This window comes from Kocuria massiliensis (assembly GCF_900169715.1).
Taxonomy (GTDB): Bacteria; Actinomycetota; Actinomycetes; order Actinomycetales; family Micrococcaceae; genus Rothia; species Rothia massiliensis.
Genome location: NZ_LT835160.1, coordinates 430126 through 447708 on the forward strand (window position 1 = coordinate 430126; position 17583 = coordinate 447708).

General features: G+C 60.7%; 14 protein-coding genes. 5 read left to right on the top strand and 9 right to left on the bottom strand.

What is annotated here, in order from left to right; genetic code table 11:
- Window positions 1-47 precede the first annotated feature (47 nt).
- Window positions 48-515: a peroxiredoxin gene (locus B9Y51_RS03405; RefSeq protein WP_085528771.1), complete on the top strand. Its 468-nt coding sequence runs from the start codon at window positions 48-50 to the stop codon at window positions 513-515.
- On the opposite strand, the gene B9Y51_RS03410 is transcribed toward B9Y51_RS03405, so the two are convergent.
- The 3 genes from B9Y51_RS03410 to B9Y51_RS03420 all read right to left on the bottom strand — a co-directional run bounded on the left by B9Y51_RS03410 (window position 512) and on the right by B9Y51_RS03420 (window position 4499).
- On the bottom strand, window positions 512-1480 hold the full coding sequence (locus tag B9Y51_RS03410; RefSeq protein WP_085528772.1) for an alpha/beta hydrolase family protein: 969 nt from the start codon (window positions 1478-1480) through the stop codon (window positions 512-514). The two genes, B9Y51_RS03405 and B9Y51_RS03410, sit on opposite strands and share 4 nt — an antisense overlap.
- A 158-nt stretch (window positions 1481-1638) precedes the next feature.
- Window positions 1639-3195 (bottom strand): LTA synthase family protein, encoded by a 1557-nt coding sequence (locus tag B9Y51_RS03415; RefSeq protein ID WP_085528773.1) that lies wholly within the window; start codon window positions 3193-3195, stop codon window positions 1639-1641.
- 233 nt (window positions 3196-3428) lie between these two features.
- A complete protein-coding gene (locus tag B9Y51_RS03420; RefSeq protein WP_085528774.1) occupies window positions 3429-4499 on the bottom strand; it encodes an alpha/beta hydrolase family protein in 1071 nt (356 codons plus the stop codon).
- Window positions 4500-4874: 375 nt separating this feature from the next.
- Between B9Y51_RS03420 and B9Y51_RS03425 the strand changes: the two genes are divergently transcribed.
- Together B9Y51_RS03425 and B9Y51_RS03430 are read left to right on the top strand one after the other, a co-directional pair.
- The gene (locus tag B9Y51_RS03425; RefSeq protein WP_158088243.1) at window positions 4875-7976 is read left to right on the top strand and encodes an LPXTG cell wall anchor domain-containing protein; all 3102 of its coding nucleotides are present in this window, start codon (window positions 4875-4877) and stop codon (window positions 7974-7976) included.
- The gene (locus tag B9Y51_RS03430; protein ID WP_085528776.1) at window positions 7973-8791 is read left to right on the top strand and encodes a class F sortase; all 819 of its coding nucleotides are present in this window, start codon (window positions 7973-7975) and stop codon (window positions 8789-8791) included. Before B9Y51_RS03425 ends, B9Y51_RS03430 begins: the two co-directional genes overlap by 4 nt.
- An 87-nt stretch (window positions 8792-8878) precedes the next feature.
- Here the strand turns inward: B9Y51_RS03430 and B9Y51_RS03435 are convergent, their stop codons facing one another.
- Window positions 8879-10327 (bottom strand): APC family permease, encoded by a 1449-nt coding sequence (locus B9Y51_RS03435; RefSeq protein WP_048681774.1) that lies wholly within the window; start codon window positions 10325-10327, stop codon window positions 8879-8881.
- Window positions 10328-10464: 137 nt separating this feature from the next.
- On the opposite strand from B9Y51_RS03435, the gene B9Y51_RS03440 reads away from it, so the two are divergent.
- Both B9Y51_RS03440 and B9Y51_RS03445 read left to right on the top strand, forming a co-directional pair.
- Window positions 10465-10860 (top strand): VOC family protein, encoded by a 396-nt coding sequence (locus tag B9Y51_RS03440; RefSeq protein ID WP_048681735.1) that lies wholly within the window; start codon window positions 10465-10467, stop codon window positions 10858-10860.
- 51 nt (window positions 10861-10911) lie between these two features.
- Window positions 10912-11460, top strand: a complete 549-nt coding sequence (locus B9Y51_RS03445) for a CE1759 family FMN reductase (protein ID WP_048681733.1) — start codon at window positions 10912-10914, stop codon at window positions 11458-11460.
- Window positions 11461-11509: 49 nt separating this feature from the next.
- Here the strand turns inward: B9Y51_RS03445 and B9Y51_RS03450 are convergent, their stop codons facing one another.
- The 5 genes from B9Y51_RS03450 to B9Y51_RS11040 form a co-directional block, all read right to left on the bottom strand.
- Complete coding sequence (locus B9Y51_RS03450; protein WP_143467972.1) at window positions 11510-13465, bottom strand: DUF6541 family protein; 1956 nt, start codon at window positions 13463-13465, stop codon at window positions 11510-11512.
- Between the two features lie 152 nt (window positions 13466-13617).
- On the bottom strand, window positions 13618-14910 hold the full coding sequence (locus tag B9Y51_RS03455) for an Nramp family divalent metal transporter (RefSeq protein WP_085528778.1): 1293 nt from the start codon (window positions 14908-14910) through the stop codon (window positions 13618-13620).
- A gap of 99 nt (window positions 14911-15009) precedes the next feature.
- Window positions 15010-15735: an HAD hydrolase family protein gene (locus B9Y51_RS03460; RefSeq protein ID WP_085528779.1), complete on the bottom strand. Its 726-nt coding sequence runs from the start codon at window positions 15733-15735 to the stop codon at window positions 15010-15012.
- A 115-nt stretch (window positions 15736-15850) separates the two neighbouring features.
- A complete protein-coding gene (locus B9Y51_RS11035; RefSeq protein ID WP_048681730.1) occupies window positions 15851-16429 on the bottom strand; it encodes a hypothetical protein in 579 nt (192 codons plus the stop codon).
- A gap of 35 nt (window positions 16430-16464) precedes the next feature.
- Window positions 16465-17142: a hypothetical protein gene (locus B9Y51_RS11040; RefSeq protein ID WP_048681728.1), complete on the bottom strand. Its 678-nt coding sequence runs from the start codon at window positions 17140-17142 to the stop codon at window positions 16465-16467.
- Window positions 17143-17583: the final 441 nt, after the last annotated feature.

Consider the following 17583-nt stretch of genomic DNA (forward strand, 5'->3'; position numbering starts at 1 on the left):
GCCCCACCCCGTTGGCACACCCATCCGAACGATCGTTAGGAGACATCATGACCCAGGAACTCACCGTCGGAAGCACCGCGCCCTCCCTCACGCTGACCGACCACAACGGGCACACCGTCAACCTCTCTGAAGGGCACGAGCGCGGCGTCGTCGTATACTTCTTTCCCCGAGCCTTCACTCCCGGATGCACCAGCGAAGCCTGCGACTTTCGGGACAACCTCGCCGCGCTGACTGGCCAGGGGTACGACGTCTACGGCGTCTCGGGTGACTCGCCCCAAGAACTCGCTCGGTTCGCGGAAGAATACAACCTGCCGTACACGTTGCTGTCCGACCCGGGTCACGACGCCGCCCGGACCTGGGGAGCCTGGGGCGAACGCACCATCAACGGCGAGACCTCGGTGGGGCCGCTGCGATCGACCTTTGTGGTCAACCCCGACGGAACGCTCCGGCACGCCGAATACCGCGTGGATGCCCAGGGGCACGTCAGCCGATTGCTGACGGAGCTGACCGGCTAATTCGCGGAACCGCTCGAGATGAGGTCGAGCACTCCCTGGTAATTGGGGGTTCCGGGGCAAATCAAGGTCCCGTGGTTGTCACCGTCGAGCAATCTCAATGTTCCGGAACCTCCCGCACGATGCACCGCATCGATATAGCGCTGGGAATTGAGATACGAAACCGTCTGGTCCGCAGTTCCGTGCACCGCAACCACGGGAATGTTCGGGTCGATGTTCTGGATGGGGTCTACCGCTGCATAGCGCCTGGCCAGGGAGGACGGCGACCCGCCGATCGCATCGACCATCCCCTGATCGCCGGTTTTCGATGCGAAAGACATATCCAAGGGTCCTGCGAGGGCCACGATCCTCGAGGGTTTGAACCGCGGATTCGGGGCAATGGCATCGGAGGGTCGATCGGCCCGCGTCCCGGCCCACAACGCCAGCTGAGCGCCCGCACTGTGCCCGACGACCTGGGCATCAGGCTTCAGCTCCGGGTGCTCCTTCACGAGATCTGGAACGTGGTCCAAGGCGGACGCGACGTCGGTGAAGGTCGTCGGCCAGCCGCCGCCAGAACCGACCCGACGGTACTCGATGTTGTATACCGCCAAGCCGCGGTCGGCGAGCGCGCTCGCGTAATAGGAAAAGTCTCCGGCTCCGCTGGTGCTGCGCCACCCACCGCCATGAATCAGGACCACCATGGGTACGGACTTCGCCTTATGAATACCGGAGGGAAGATAGAGATCTCCCCAGTTCTGCCAGGGGTCACCGGTTCCCTGAACGGGATAGGAAACCCGCTGAACCGACGGGGCCGCGCGTTTCGCCACGGTCTTTTCAACGGTAGCGATCGACGAGTCGTCGGCGGAGAGGGGTTTGCTCTCTTGAGGCTTCTGGCCCATGCCGCAGGAGTTCAACAGCAACGCTCCGGCGGTGAGGCCGAGGGCCAAACCTGAAGCCTTAGAGCGGAGACGTTGCGGACGGCTCACCATGAACGAGACCTTTCGGGCAGACTGCTTTCACGGACTCGAAACCGTGAAGATCGGCCTACACTCTGCCACACATGGTTTTTTACTGAAACTCTTGAGGGAATTTTAAGGTCAATGTTTCAGGGTCTGATCTGCGAGTTCACAGGATCGGAAGCTGCCGATCAGTTCTCGGGTTTGGTTCCGGTCCATGCCCGGTTGTAAAACGAGCTCGACAACGAGTCCAGAAGGGTCGCGTACTGGTCCGGCGGGAGGTTCTGTGCCGAGCCTTCAGGGACCTTTTCCTCGAAGGCAGAGACGCCGAGGCCCGCTTCATGATCCTTCAACTCCAAGCCAGCAGCCTCGAGAAGGGTCGGGAACATATTGAGCTGATCGATGCGGGGGCGCAGCGAGGTGCTCTTTTTGTCACCTGGTACCCAAACCCGGTTGAAAATGGAGCGATTCGGATTGTTGTCGAGCTCCTCGTGGAAAGCGTCACCGGCGCTCATGTGCTTGAGGTGATCGCCCATGATGACCACGGCGGTGTCGTCGAGGTAGCCCTTCTCCTTCATGTAATTCACGTACCCGGCGACCTGCTCCATCGAGCAGGCAAATACCGAGGTGACGTCGGACTTCGTGTCGACGTTGCAGTAGTCGTAGATGTGCACGGGTTCGTGGGTATCCAGCGTCAGCATGGAGAGGTTGAAGGGCTGACCCGTCTTTTCGGCGTCGGCATGCAACTGATCGATCTCATCTTTGGCGTGGCTCATGAGCCGTTGGTCGCTCAGGCCCCAGTCGCTTCGGAAATTCTTTTCCGGCTCTCCCATGGCACGCCAGTCGTCGAGGTCTTTTTCCTCGGTGTAACCGTGGCCGCCGAGGAACTTATCCTTGCCCGCGAAGGACCCATTGGCCCCGCCGAGGAAGGCGTTCTTGTACCCCTGCTTGCCTAAGACGTCGCCCACGCAATTGAGGCCACCCAGGTAGTTGCCGCTCGATCCGTCATCGCTGGAGGATCCGGCGCTGCCGATGGCCGAGCTGGCTCCCTTCAGCGGAACGCCGCATTGAGTTGAGGTCAGGCCGGCCATGGTCCATCCACCGCCGTTGTACTGCTGCAACGAATCGACGCTTTGCCACCCTTCAGATTCCGGGGTGGCGTCCTCCAAGGACTTGAAGGCATCCTTCTCGAACAGCTGGTCGTCCGCCAGGGTTTGTTCCCCGGACTCCAGGTAGATGGTCACGAGGTTGCGCTTGTTCGCGTTGTCGGTGACCTGGGGATTCTTGTAGTAATCGGCCACGTTATACGGGGAGCTGGCCGAGCGGATAAAGTCGCCGACACCGACGGTCGTGGCAAATGCCGAGGTGCCACCAATGGTCAGAGCCATCACCATCACGACGGAGACGCTGCGTCCGATCCAGGGGGCACGTTGTTGAGTGGGAGTAATGCCCAGTCGCTGACGGCGTCGATGGCGGTAGTACCGAAATACGGCGATTCCGAGCGTGATGACGATGGGCAAAATACCCACGAAGATCAGACCCATCCAAACGAGTGACCCGCCACCGCCGTCGGTCTGCACCGAGACGAGGTTGGTCAGCATCTGCGAGACGGAGATTCTTCCCCAGAAATGGCGAATGCCAATGGCGGCGATCAGGGTGGTGAGGCCGGCCCAGATCAGGACATAAACCAGGACGGTGCCTAGGATGACGCAGGCGCGCTTCAGCGCCCGTGGGGTCCGACCGGACATGGCTATACCTCTCGAATCCGAGCCTTCCGTGCCCGATCGCACCTGCCCGAAGTTTCCTGATGTTGCTCTACCGCATGTATTTAGTGCCCCCACGGTACATCATGCGTTCACCTGATGTTTGCTTTTGTGGCAGGTTTCATGCCAGAAATTGAGCGTTTCTCTCGGGGCGCGGGCCATCAGGAAATCCGCGCGAGGCGGTTCAGGAGACCGACTGTGCGTTGGGCTGCGGCCTCTTAGGCGGAACCGCCCTGACCGACCTGGTCCTTAGGTTTGGTGGTCACGCGAGTGATGATGTCCAGGATTCGTCCGAAGTGGGGTGCCTTGTCGTGGATGAGCGACCCGTGAGTGTCACCCTCCATGAGGTAAAGACTTCCCTTGCCTCCCGCGCGCTGGACCGCGTCGATGTAGCGCTGGGAATTCACCGGGGAAACCACCTCGTCGGCCGTGCCATGTACCGCCACGACCGGGATGGAGGTGTCGATGTTTTGAATGGGATCGACGTTGCTGTAGCGGTCCGGCCGTTGGGCCGGTGAGCCGCCCAGGGCTCCGACGATCGCTGAGTCCCCATGATCCGCAGCATAGGTCATGTCCAGAGGCCCGGCGAGCGAGACGACTCGGGTCGGCATGAATTTCGGGTGCGCACCCAATTCATGCTCGTTCTTCGAATCTCGAGTACCCGCCCACATGGCCAATTGCGCACCAGCGCTGTGGCCGACCACGGTTTCGTCGTCCGTGGTGAATTCCGGGTGTTTCTTGCTGATCTCGGGCACGTGGTCCATCGCGGCCGCCACGTCGGTGAACGTGGTGGGCCAGCCACCTCCGGTTCCCACGCGCCGGTATTCGATGTTGTAGACGGCCATGCCTCGGTCCACGAGAGCACGAGCATAGTCGCTAAAGTCCTCGGCACCGATGCCGCCGCGCCATGCTCCACCATGGATCAGGACCACGAGGGGAACGGTTTTCGGCTGGTGTTTGCCGGCAGGAAGGTACAGGTCGCCCCAGTTTTGTTGCGGATCTCCACCATCAGCCACCGGGTATTGGATCCGCTGCACGAACGGTGCGTCGCGATCAACCCCAGGCCCGGGTTCATGGTCCTCGGAACCGGGGGACGGGGTGGGTGCCGCTTCGGAGGATGACGTGTTCGCGCTCGAAGGGGATGACGACGCGGACGAACTCGGTCCGGCCTCGGCCCCGGAGTGAGAGCCGTTTGCTGAGCACGATGCCAAGAGCAGGAGGGACACCACAGCCAGGGCTGGCTTGGTCAATCGATGTGTCCACGACTTCTCGAAGCGGGAACTCAGCATGTCGACGACCGCACCCTTCGCTGGAGGCCTGATGTTGTGTTTCGGACTCGCCCCGTCGAATCACGCCGTGACGATCACATTGCTCGGTACGGACTCAACATACCGTGCACAAAGAGTCCTCGCCAGGCTTGAATTTCACGAAGGTTAGGGCGTGCAGGGGTCCTCGCCGACATTCCCAGGAAGTCATTCGCTCCCGAGATTGGTGAGCGAACCATCATCCACAATCGGCCCACTCCCGGTGGGAAGCGGCTGCTTCGGCCTACCTTGACGGAATCGGACGCCCGCCACGAGGCGCCAAGCCCCTTTCGGAAAGGAACCTTCGCGATGTCACCTTGTGCCCCACTGAGTTGTAATCGGACCATCTCTGATCTCCGAATGCCTGTCCGGCCCGTAACACTCGCGGCTCTCGGCGGTTTGCTGGCCTCGTCAGTCCTCGGGAGCACGGCGGCCGTCGCAGATGGGGGCAATACCCCTCCAATTCCCCCTGCTCAGGAGCTGGCGAGCACGAGCGAAGAGGTTCCCCTCGATCATTCCGCGCTAGATCGTGCCGTCCAACGGGCCAAGAAAGCCGGTGTTCCGGTGAACCTCGTCCAGGAAGCCACCGAGTCGGTCGGACGAGACGCCGTCGGGGCCGCGCGGGAAAGGCTTGCCGCGTCGATCGCGCGCCAAGCCACAGACATTGACGGCGCCACGGATCGATGGGTTTCCCAACTCTCCCAATGGGAGTCCCTGAAACGCGCCGCGCAGGAAGAATACGACAGCGCGATGCAGACATATCGCCGCGACCACGAAACCTTCCAGAAGCAGATGGGGGAATTTCGACGTCAGCAGGCGAACTACGAACGCCTGGTCGAGCAACAGATCACCCATGCCGACCCCGAAAGTGCGCTTCGGCCCCAACAGCTCATCTACGAACAGCCCTTCACGATCTCCGCTGACCGAAACAGTTTGGTCGGGGTAACGGGCATTCCTCATCAGCCTGGGCAGAACAACACCTTCGACGGTCACAACAACTACAACTCGGCATCCGTGACCCACGTTCACCCGGTCGCTGGGTCGTCCTTCACGGCCACCTACCGCAACGTCGCCGTGGACAAGGCCACCGGACGAAAACTCAACGCGACCCTGCAGGTTTCCGACGTCGTGGTGTCCACCGTCAATCCTGGTCGGCCGATCATCGAGGTGTTCTCCAACTTCTCCGACAACATCGCCCTCTACAACGTCACGGCGGCCAAGCAGACCCTGACCTATACCTTCGCGGATGATGGTTCCCCTTATAACAATCGCTATTACGTATCCTTTGGTTCCTTGAACGGCCAGAATGCTTCGGGGGCCTCTCGGTACGAATTTGCCCAGGGACAGTACGTCGATGCGCACCATGGAGTCGTCGCAACCTTCCTCAATCCCGATTCCGAAATCGCGCCACAATCACAGAAGGTGCATGGCTCGGCGGCGGACGGCCCCGCCCGGGCCTTCATGTTGCCTCAAGGAAAAGGGCAGTCGAGATCCATCCGAGACACCGAGCCGGACATCATGCGACGTCTCGGCGTGACGTTCTTGGCCCATAACGGGTCGTCGTTCTGGGTCGGCACCTCGGGCGGGTCTTCCGGCCGGGACCCTCAAGACGTCGGGCCCGTCACGGCGACCTACAACCACGTGATGCTCTCGTCCGACACCGTGGCTCCCACGGCTCAAGCCCCTGTCGCTCCGAGACCTCCCCAGAAACCCACAGTGCGCGAGGTCCCCCGACCAGAGCCTTCCCCCGTCACGGCCCGTTATCACGCCCTCCACACAGACTTCAGACCTACGGAAAAGATCGCGGTCGATGAAGGAAAATTTGTGCTCCCCGGGCAGTCCACTCGCCAAACCATCCACCGCAACACCGGTTTTCACCCGCCGCGAGAATTTGTGCTGGGTGACAACATTCTCGCAACGGACGACGGCCGCATCCCCGTGACGGTAGACCCGGCCACCGTGCGAGTTACCGCTCCCGAAGAAGATTTCACGAATCGCTTCCGCGTTCACATCGCCGAGGCCCAGGTCGAGGGACGTAAGGTTCTTCAGATCCGTGCCGAAGCCAAAGATCCCGCTTCATTGCCCCTCGATACTGACCTGACCTTGCACATCACTCAGACGGCGCTCGACGACGGAAAATCCGACGTCGAGAAAGATGTCGGCTTCGCGATCATCAATGGGAAGACGGAGTACACCCGCACGCATTCCTATCCGGAGTCGGTCCCCAGCCCTCATAAATACGGCGTGGTCGGGGCCAAGGGTTCATCGGTGGATGGAAAAACGGTCACGTTCGGCGAGCGGCTGACCTACCTTTTGGTGTTGGACGCATCGAACCTGGACCGAACGGTTGGCCCGATTACCCAACTAGGCATGTTCGACGACTACGACGAGGTCCATGGACAGGTTCCCGTGGACGAGGTGAAGGTTCTGGCCATTCCCTCCACTGCGCAGGCCGACTCTCCGGAGAAATGGGCGGCCCTCACTACCCATGCCGAAGATGTCACCGGACAATTCGTCGTGAAGGACCACGGAGCGGAAGGCCTGTCCATCATGGCCCGGTCACAGGAGGGTCATCTGGTCCCTGCCTTGGGCCAGCGGTATCTCATCACGGTTCCCTATGACGTCACCAAGAATTCCGATGGTGACATCGTGAATAAGGCGTGGCAGATCGTCAACCACACCCACACCCCCACCGAGTCCGTGGTCAGCAAGCTCCGCCACATCTCCCCGAATAAACACGCGACGTCACCCTCCGGAAACAAGGAACGGCTGGACGACGGCGTCATCGCCCTCCATTCTCCATTCGTTTACGACCTGGAATCCTCAACCCGACCGGCCCACAACGCCAGGGAAACCACCGAATGGTCGATCTTCGACGACTACGATCAAACCCACGATTCCTTGGACGGCCGGATCACCGTTTCCACGCGCTATCCTTTGACTCTTCCTGACGGTTCATCGCTACCGGTAGGCGCCGACATCACCCGGTTTTTCACCATTGTCACGGACGAAGCGGAAGGCACCGTCTCGATCTCGGCACGCCGAGAATTCTTGGACCTCCTCAATGCACCCGAACAACGAGAAATGGAACACGGTTGGACGGCACACGTGCCGATGCGGCGAATCGCCTCAGGAACCGTGACCAACGTGTTCCGAGAATCCTTCAACGGCCATTGGCTGACCTCGAACACGGTCACGACCCGGACGCCCGATGAGCAGAATCCGACACCGCCCGAACCTCGCCCCCAGGAAAAGCCTCAAGAAGCTCCCTCACCCGTGCCGACTCCGGTGAGCTGGGCTCCTCCCTCCCCGCAGCAGCAGCCACCTGGCCGCACGGCGCATACGGGAGCCACAGGGATCGACGGCCAAACCCCCTGGGCGGCTGGGGCGCTCGGGGCGACGGCAGTCATCGCGGGGGCCGGGGCCTATAGGGGCCGTCATCGGCGACGGGACCGGTCATGAAGCTCATTCGACGCTTTGAGATTCGCCGTGCCATGGGCCTCAGCTCGGTCATAGCCGGTCTTGCACTGTTATCTCTCTCGTTCCTAGCAGCTTCCCCGTGGCATGTGGACGACCGCGGAGCTTGGCGTTCCTATCTGCACGATCCCACTCTGGCTCTCCGGCCCCACCATCGCTCCGAGGAAGGCCACCGCCTCATCGACCGAGGCCCAGAGGTGACGTCGTTGGATCTCACGACCGGCGGGCAATACGCCCCACGACCCGGCCGGCAGTTCCGCCACGCGGCGTGCGGTCCGGTCTCATCGGCTGCCACTCATCCGGAGGAACCCACGAGCACATCTGGCCAACGTACCTGGACGGCTCCCTCCGTGGGTGCCGGTTCCCATCTCGTCCCCACGGCCGTGGGCTCAGACGGCTCCATTCCTCTCGTCTCGGCGCCCGATGGCGTGTGGGATAACCAGACCGCCGATATCGGCGCGACGACCGGCGCTACGTTGCTCGCGGGCCACGTCAACCACGACGACGGCCACCTATCGCCCTGGGGAAAGCTCCACCACCTTCAGGAATGTTCACCCATCACCGCCACAGACGGCACAGGCCGCACCCATGAATATCGCGTCACGGACCTCTACGTCGTTGCACACACCGAACTCTCTGAGCATCGAGAGTTCCTGCGTCGCGATGGACCTCCGATGTTGTATCTCGTCACGTGCGCGGGTCCCGAAGCACCAGGAGTCATGCCGGGACTCTTCCAGTACCGAGGCAACCTCGTGGTGGGGGCGGAGCTCATGCATGCCACTGCACACCCAGGCGGATGAGTGACCACAGAGAAGACGAGGCGCGTCCCCATGGGGAACGCGCCTCGTCACGGGCGAATCTCGGCCTCACCGACCGGGGTTCTGCCCTTAGTCCTCGAGATGCTCGATATCGTCAAAGGCCTCCACCTTTTGACCACCGCGGTGCACGAAGAACCAATTCACCACGCCCAGCAGGATTCCGATGATTAACAGCGCACCGGCAATCTGGTACTGAATGTAATTTTCGACCGAACGCGCCCACGGGCCGGCCAAGAAGAGGCAGGTCACCGCTCCTAGCACCGGAATGAGCGTCGGCGCGCGGAATGCTCCCTTCGGAGTCTTTTCGCGGCGCAGGATCAGAACGGCGACGTTGACGACGGCAAACACACACAGAAGCAGGAGCGCCGTCGTACCACCCAAAGCCCCCACGATCGACTTGGCGCCGCTCAGGTTCACGAACATGATCAGGCCGATGGCGATCAGGGTACTGAAGACGACCGCGACCCACGGGGTTCGACGGCGCGGCAAGACGGCGGCCAACGGCTTCGGCAACACGTGCTGTTTGGCCAGGCCATACATCAGGCGGCTCGCCATGAGCATATTAATGAGGGCCGTATTCACCACCGCAAAAACGGTCAGGAAGGGGAAGATCAGGTCAATCGGGATGCCGGGGGCGCCCACGCGCACCACGTCCAACAAGATGCCGGCGTCCGGGTTCTTCGGATTGGCGATGTCTCCGGGTGGAATCACCACGGTCACCGTCACGGCCACCAAGATGTAAATGAGCACACAGATACCGAGTCCGGTCAACATGATGCGTGGCATGTCCCGCTTGGGGTTCTTACATTCCTCCACCAAGTTGACGGAGTCTTCGAAACCCACCATCGCGAAGAACGCGACCGACGTCGCCATGGTCACGGCCGCAAACAGGTTTCGGTCACTGTGATTCTCAAAGATCACGATGCGACCCAAGTCCCCGTGGCCGCTGAGAATGGCACCGAATCCGATAGCGATAATGATGCCCATGACCAGCATGGTCACCAGGGTCAAGAGAACGTTGAACTTAACGCTCTCGCCAATGCCTCGCAGGTTGATCAAACCCAAGATCACGATGATCGCGATCGCCATGAGCATCGACGCCGTCGGTCCCGTCGGAATGCCAGGGATGAACTCCCCAAAACCGATCAACAGGTTCTTCCCCACCAGGGTCGAGGATGTGGCCGCACTCGTGATGCCCGAACAGGCGACCGCAAAGGCAACGATGAAGGTGACGAAGTGAATGCCGAAGGCCTTGTGGATATACAGCGCCGCGCCCGCCGCCTGCGGGTACTTCGTCACCAGCTCCAAATACGAGAACGCGGTGAAGGTTGCGACGATGAAGGCGATCAGGAACGGCAACCAGGCAACGCCTCCCACCTCCGTGGACACTGGTCCCGTAATCGCGAAGATTCCGGCGCCGATGATGTCGCCGACAATCAGCAACAGAAGAAGTTTTGGACCGATGACCTGCTTGAGTTGTGGCGATTCGGTCTCAGCCTCGACGGATCGACTGCTCATGACGAGAGCCCCTTCTATGGTTGTGCGAGTGTAGAGCACGTCACACACCCGTGTGACCTACAATTCAAAGGGCCGATTAAACCACGAATTTGTACTTCATGAACAATCGCTGCCCGTCCCCCACCAGGAGGTCCCCCATGCACATCCTCAAGAAATACGTCGTCTTCGATGCCGCGGATATCGACCGTGAAGCCACTTTCTGGGCCTCCATACTGGGCGGCACCGTGGGCAACGTCGAGAACTTCGACCCCGGATCGTGGCGCGACGTGATCGTCGACGATCAGGTCGCCCTTGCCGTACAACATGCTCCCGACCACCAGGCACCCAACTGGCCGCCGCGAGACGACGCCGACCAACGCCAGCAGGCCCATTACGACCTCATCGTGGAACGGGATGCGGTGGAGGCTGCCAAAGAGGAGGCCTTGGGGCTCGGCGCCACTCTCTTAAGGGAGGCACCAGATACAACTGTGGGCCACGGATTTCACGTCTTCGCGGACCCTGAGGGTCACCCGTTCTGCATCTGCTGGGGATAGTGTGTGAGGCGGCGTCGCCCTCGCCCGTCACGCCCCGACCAGGAGAGTTAAATGAGCACCGTGAATATTTCGATCATCACCGGCGGCCTGGCCCTCCACTCGTCCTCAGCCCAGTTGGCGGATCGTTTCAAGGACGCGGTCAAAGCCGAGGCCACGAACCGAGACCTCCAGCCCTCGATTCGCACGCACCACCTCAGTCAGTACTGTTACGAGATCGCCGATTTCATCTCGAACGGCTATCCCGAAGGGGAACTCGAGGCTCTGATCGCGGAGGTTCAAGACACCGACGGGATCATTACGGTAAGTCCCACTTTTCAGGCGTCCTATTCGGGCCTCTTCAAGTCCTTTTGGGATCTCCTCTCGATGGACGACGTCGCCGGTACCCCCACGATTTTGGGAGCTACCGGAGGTTCGCCTCGCCAATCGATGGTGCTGGATTACGCGATGCGCCCGCTCTTCACGTTCCTCCACGCCGACGTCGTACCGACCGCCATCTACGCGACCCCGAATGATCTCTCCGTGACCGAAACACTTGCGGAACGTGTGCACCAATCCGCGCGCGAACTCCTCGACCGGATTCAACGACGGGCTCGAAACTAACCTCGGGCGTCACGCCCGACAAAAGCCCTAGACTCCACCGGCGGAACGTTTACGAACAGCCCGTGACCTTGTAGAGCCCAACGTCACCCGAGGTGTATACCGGAGTCACCATGCCCGTGGACTCAAGCCCATCAAGGCCCTTATAGACACCTTTACTTCCCTCTCCGAGATGCAGGGTGTCGTCGAACTTCAAGTACCACAACGCCTTGTGATCGCGAACTTCTTGGCAGGCCTTCGGATGACTCTGCGCATCGTTCAGGTGCTGGAGGATGTCGTCGTATTGCTCGGGCGGCGCACTCAGAGAGTGTTTGCTCGTGACATTTCGATCTTCGAGAGCATAGGCCACGGCCGAGCCCTCCCACGGATTCACGATGATGGTCTCGTCCTGGGGAACATACGAATCCAGCCGGTCGAGCACCTTCTGCTCGTCACTGGTGATGAGGATCGACCCATCGCTGACCTTGAACTCATGCGCCGTCGAGTCAGCAGCCTTCGCCATGGGTTCGGCCTTGCCGAGGAAGAAGGCGACCGCCAAAGCGACGATGAGTCCCGCGGCCGTCATGGACCGAATGAGCCCACGCTGGGGCACCCCGAGATGCCGAAGCGAAAATACGGCGATGCGCACCAGGTACGAGACCCCAAAGGACGCGAGCACGATCACCGGAATTCCGGTCAGCGCCGCGAGACGAATATCGTCGGCGTACCAGGGGCCCACCATCAGGAGACGGAACGGCCCAATGGGCTGAGAGGCGACAATGACCCAAATCCAGCCGAGCAACAGCCACGAAATCACGATCCACCGGTGAGTCTTGGTCCGCAGGGCCCAGAAAATACCCGCGAGGACCAGGGCGCTGAGGGCCCATTCCGGCACGTTCAAGTTGAAGCCGTTGGAGGCAAACTGACCGATGGCGTCGATGGTCGAATATTTCGGTGCCCATGTCGCGGTTTCTGGGGCTGGTCGGACTTTCCACCAGATGCCGACGCACGCGAGCGCGGCAAGCGCCAGCAGAACACTGGGCAGCAGACGCGGCGTCGCGGAACGACCGGACAGAGTGCTGATGAGCTGCGCGACGACCAGCGGCAGAATGAGCAGCGCGGCCGAGGTCAGGGCGTTGGGATGAGCCAGCACTATTCCCGCGGTTCCAACAAGCAACGAGGGGACCACCGGCCACCATGCCTTGCCGTCGCGCCGTGAGATCATGCGAACCGTCGCCAACAGCAGGGCGAGAAATGCCGGAAGCACCGAGTACCCCAGAAGGTTCGGATACAGGATTCCCCATTTCAGCAAGAGCCCGGGGAACGCGACCATGGCCCCAGAGAGACCACCCGCGGCCGCGGCAAAAATGCGGTCGCCCGGCTTCAGCGCCAGTGCCAAGGCCAGCATCGAAATCGGCCACACGAACGCGCCGACGACGATCGTCGTCGCATTGACCGCCATCGGAATCGAGTCGGGGAACACCGAGAACACCAGATAGACGAGGTCGTGCCACCCCGCAGGATAGAACGCGTTGGAGCCGTCGGCCGTGGTCATGGCGCCAAGGGCGAGGCTGGAGCCGTCACCCGACTGCTGGATCCACCGGATGGCGTTGAGGTGGAAGATGTTGTCGAAACTCTGCGAGATGGCGTCCGGTTGCAGAATGCTCTTCTTGAGCTGCGCGATGATCACGGTGGACGCCAACACGGCACCAACGAAACCCACTCCAGGAACCGTCCAGGACGACGTGACACGCAGATGGGGCGAACGGCGCTTCCGCAAGAGAAAGCTCATTCCGGCGGCCAGCACAATGAACACCAAGCTCAGAACCGAGTACGGGGCAAAGCCCCAGCTCCAGCCGAGCTTCCCGGCGATCACCGCAGCAACCGTCATAGCACCGACGGAGAAGATCGGGGCCAGCGTCAGGCAGTATCGCAGGGGCATCCGCAGGGCAAGCCCCAAAAGGAAGCCGGGGATCAGTACCGCCGCGAGGCCCACGATCACGGGCGGGAGTAGCTCAGTCCAAGTCATCGCCTCGATTTTACGTGATCCTCCCGTTGACCGTGCCCCGGCGCTTCGGGGTGTCTCTCGGCTCTGGGCACCATGTCAGACGTCCCCGCGAGATGCAGAGTTGCCACCGTGGCGACGTCGACGCCCTCAAAACCCGATCCGGCACCAAAAAACTACAGCTCCCCCAGCGTCAAAACCACCAGCACAATATTGAGCGCCACGATCGCCAAGGTCACCACGCAGGTGACGACTTTGACCCACAGGGGGTTGGCCCACCGGCCCATGACCGCCCTTTGGCTGGTCAGCACCGCCAGCGGAATCAGAACGAAAGGAATCCCGAGAGACAAGACCACTTGGCTGATGACAAGACTCCAGGTCGGGTCCCAACCCAAGCCGAGAATCACCAAGGCGGGCACCATGGTGACCAACCGCCGCGCCACCAAGGGGACGTTCACGTGGAGCAGACCGCTCATGATGACCGAACCGGCATAACACCCCACCGAGGTCGAAGCTAGGCCGGAGGCCAAGAGGCCGACAGCAAAAATCACACCGACGGCGCTTCCCACATGATCCGAAATCGCGGCCGCGGCGCCCTCGATGCTATCCGTCCCAGCGACGCCCGGAAGCGATGCGGCAGCAAGCAGAAGCATCCCGATATTCACCGAGCCTGCGAGGACGAGGCCTAAGACGACGTCCCACCGAGTTGCCACGATGAGGCGTCGGGTGGCTTCCTCACCCCGATTCTCCGGCGCCCCGTGGCGATCGCGCACAAGCGCGGAGTGCAAATAAATGGCGTGCGGCATGACCGTGGCACCCAGCATGCTCGCAGCGAGTAAAACCGACTGTGCATCGTGGAAACGGGGCACGAGTCCCCCAGCCGCTCCACCCCAATCCAACGGGCTCACGAAGAGGCCCGCCATGAATCCGATGGTGATGATCACCAGCAGAGCGATCACGAACATTTCAAATCGCCGCTGGCGACCCGGCCCTTGGGTCATCAACAGAACCATCGAGAGAATTCCGACGATTACCCCACCCCATAGAAGGGGAATGCCGAAAAGTATGTGCAACGCCAAAGCGCCGCCGATGACCTCGGCCAAGTCTGTCGCGGCTGCCACAATCTCGGCTTGGACCCAAAACGCCAAACGGGGGCCGCGCTTCATCGAAGACCCCAGGAGGTCCGGGAGGCTTTGTCCCGTCACGAGGCCGAGTTTGGCCGAAAGATACTGGACCAAGACGGCCATCAGGTTGGCGACCACGAGAACCCAGACCAGAAGATAGCCGTAGTCCGCACCGGCCGACAGATTTGACGCAACATTTCCCGGATCGACGTAGGCGATCGCTGCGACGAAGGCCGGCCCTAGCAACCCGAGCCATCGCCCCTTGCCGCGACCGCGCCCAGGCACGGCGTTGCGTTGCCGTTGGGCGGATCCCCAAGGCGCGGTGGACGTCGATGGCTTCGTCACTGAACCTCCTCATCGGCAATCCTTGCAGTAACGAAGCATGACTATACGCCTTGGCGAACTTTTCTACTAAGCCATAAAGACCTCTACGGTGATGGAACGTCAGGCAAGGCGCTTGATAGCACCGGCAACCTCATCCGGACTCAGAACATGATCCGCGGAAGCCACCGCGGGATGATCTCCTACGCCAAAGCTCTCGACCGCATGGGCCAGGAGATCTTCATCATTCACATCATTGCCGAAGGCCACATACCCACCCTCGCGAACGACAAAACCGTGCAATGTCGAATATTTCGAGATACCAGCCGGGGCAATATCGATCAGCCCTTCCCCCTCGTGCCTCTTAACCATCAATCCCGCACCACGGAGTGATTCACAGACCTTCTGATCCGTCGTAAAAAGCACAGCCTTGGCGTAGAATTCCAAGGTCTCGCGAGGAACCTGAGCGGCAAGATGACCGGCGTCGATTTGACGATGAATACGGTGACAAGGATCCCCCACATAGTCATAGTTCCACGCGCCATCCACGAGATAGTCCAAACCTCGTTGAACGATCCAATCATCGACGATTGCACGCTGGGATTCCTCAAAAGCCTGGCAATGCCGCTCGGAACCAACCTGCACCCACGCACCGTTTCCACCCACGAGAGAACAATCCCAAAAGTCGCGCGGAAGAACGGGCAAGAGGTCTCTGATGGGCCGGGCCGACGCAAAGATGATCTGCCGGATTTTCCTCAGCAACCGGAGCTCCTCAAGGATGTCCTGAGGGATCGCCCGACCATCCCAACAAATGGTTCCGTCGATGTCGAAGACCACTGGTAATTTCATGATTATTGAGTGTAGATCCCGGAATTCACCACCACACAAAAGCGGCCGGAAGGAAAATCCTTCCGGCCGCCGTGCACCCACAGAGGGTTTGGAGGCGTAACTACGCCCTCATTCTTTAGAAGACGCCGTTGATTGCCTTGCCGAAGTCGGTCTTGGTGTTCTGACGCGAGTCGACATTCTGGTCGTTGCCAGTGGTCTTGTCGTCATCGAGACGTCCCACCTGAGTCACCTGAATGTAGTTGTTCAGGCGACCTTCCTTGGTCAGGCCGTCGCCGAAGTTGAGGTTAGCGATGAGCTGGTTTTCGCCCACCTCCACCGGGTTAGCCAAGGTGACCATGAATGAACGGGTCGAGGTCTTCTCATCGAAACCGAGGTCCTGGGTGTATGCACCGTTGAACCAGCCCGGGGTGATGAGGCGATCGACACCCTCGGGTCCCTTGTCCGTCTTCACGTCAACACGGAAGCTGATGGCCGGGAACTCCGAGTAGTAGCGCTGCGAACCTTCGTTCTTGGCATGGATGGCGACCAAACCGGCGTAGCCCTTCGCCTTGGCGCTGGACACCGTGTAGTTGACGCTGAGGTCATGAGCAGGCTTGGCCTCAGCGGCGTTGGCTGCACCGGCGCCGAAGGTGCTGGCGCCGAGGCCCAGAACCAGGGCCGCCGCTGCCGTACGTCCAATGAACTTCTTTTTCATGGTGTTAGTTCTCCGTTCGGTAATGCAGCGTCGGCTTAGGAATCAGCCGGGTTGTTGTAAAGCTTGACGGCAACCTCGTTCTTCACCGGAACAAAGGCGTTCCATGCGGTCGGGTTGGTCCAGGTTCCGTTGGCACCGCAGATCTGCTGCGTGCCGGTCATGCTCACGGTGCGGAAACCGTAGGTGGCTTCACCGGTGTATCCCGGGGGAACGTCGTAGGGGCCCACGGTCTGGCCGGCAGTCCAGGAGAGGCTGTACGAAGCCTCGAAGCCGAGCTGGCGGGAGAACTCCTGAGCGATGCCGATGTTGCCACCGTCCTTCGAAGCACCTCCGTTGATGGTGGTGGAGCTGCTCTGCTGACCGTTGGCCTTGAGGCTAATGGTCTGCTCCTTGGAGGTCTCCTGCGTCAGCGGGATGTCCTTGTTGGTGTGGTTGGTCGTGGAGATCGTGCCAACGGGCAAGAAGTTGTCCGTGACCTTGTAAACCACGGTGCGCTTGTCCTCAAGGGCGTTGCAGACCGGGTGCGGGTTGAGCACGTTCGGCTTGATGTGATCCGAACCGTGGTACGTGTTCACGATCGGCAAGTTGGGGTTGAGCTTGGGAGTCTCAGGGTAGTGATTCTCGATGGTCGTGGCGTTAGCAGGCATGGCAGCGACACCGAGCATCAGTGCGCTTCCGCCCAAGATTCCGACCAGCTTTCCTGTCAGCTTCATAGGTGCTCCTCGTATTTACCGGTTCCGAGCGATCTCGACGACCAGATCCGTATCTGCCGTGCCCAGGAACTCTTATCCGGCCGAGGCCTTCGAGAGTCAGCGGACCAGCCCGAGGATCGAGTCATCAACCTCGAATCTGGTCCGTTCGACGAGATCTGTGAATGGACATTACATAACTCCCCGATGTTCTTCTACGCGTCAGTACAAAACGACCAACGCTCAGTTTGGGAACTTTCGCCCCCGGAATTGCAACGATTTGGTAAAGATCCCACGAGATTTCATACCCACTCCAAACGAACCCGAATCGTTTAATCCAAGCCCCGGCATCGAACCCCGCAATGTCCACCGGCCAGGACTCACGCCAAGCTTTCACGGAAGATCATTCTCAGATGAAAGCAAACCTTTACCGGGGAGTTAAAAACTCAATTAATAGTTGAATAT

Excerpts from the sequence above, each read along its gene's own strand:
- B9Y51_RS03405 (WP_085528771.1), top strand. The coding sequence starts at position 48 with ATGACCCAGGAACTCACCGTCGGAAGCACCGCGCCCTCCCTCACGCTG.
- B9Y51_RS03410 (WP_085528772.1), bottom strand. The coding sequence starts at position 1,480 with ATGGTGAGCCGTCCGCAACGTCTCCGCTCTAAGGCTTCAGGTTTGGCC.
- B9Y51_RS03415 (WP_085528773.1), bottom strand. The coding sequence starts at position 3,195 with ATGTCCGGTCGGACCCCACGGGCGCTGAAGCGCGCCTGCGTCATCCTA.
- B9Y51_RS03420 (WP_085528774.1), bottom strand. The coding sequence starts at position 4,499 with ATGCTGAGTTCCCGCTTCGAGAAGTCGTGGACACATCGATTGACCAAG.
- B9Y51_RS03425 (WP_158088243.1), top strand. The coding sequence starts at position 4,875 with ATGCCTGTCCGGCCCGTAACACTCGCGGCTCTCGGCGGTTTGCTGGCC.
- B9Y51_RS03430 (WP_085528776.1), top strand. The coding sequence starts at position 7,973 with ATGAAGCTCATTCGACGCTTTGAGATTCGCCGTGCCATGGGCCTCAGC.
- B9Y51_RS03435 (WP_048681774.1), bottom strand. The coding sequence starts at position 10,327 with ATGAGCAGTCGATCCGTCGAGGCTGAGACCGAATCGCCACAACTCAAG.
- B9Y51_RS03440 (WP_048681735.1), top strand. The coding sequence starts at position 10,465 with ATGCACATCCTCAAGAAATACGTCGTCTTCGATGCCGCGGATATCGAC.
- B9Y51_RS03445 (WP_048681733.1), top strand. The coding sequence starts at position 10,912 with ATGAGCACCGTGAATATTTCGATCATCACCGGCGGCCTGGCCCTCCAC.
- B9Y51_RS03450 (WP_143467972.1), bottom strand. The coding sequence starts at position 13,465 with ATGACTTGGACTGAGCTACTCCCGCCCGTGATCGTGGGCCTCGCGGCG.
- B9Y51_RS03460 (WP_085528779.1), bottom strand. The coding sequence starts at position 15,735 with ATGAAATTACCAGTGGTCTTCGACATCGACGGAACCATTTGTTGGGAT.
- B9Y51_RS11035 (WP_048681730.1), bottom strand. The coding sequence starts at position 16,429 with ATGAAAAAGAAGTTCATTGGACGTACGGCAGCGGCGGCCCTGGTTCTG.
- B9Y51_RS11040 (WP_048681728.1), bottom strand. The coding sequence starts at position 17,142 with ATGAAGCTGACAGGAAAGCTGGTCGGAATCTTGGGCGGAAGCGCACTG.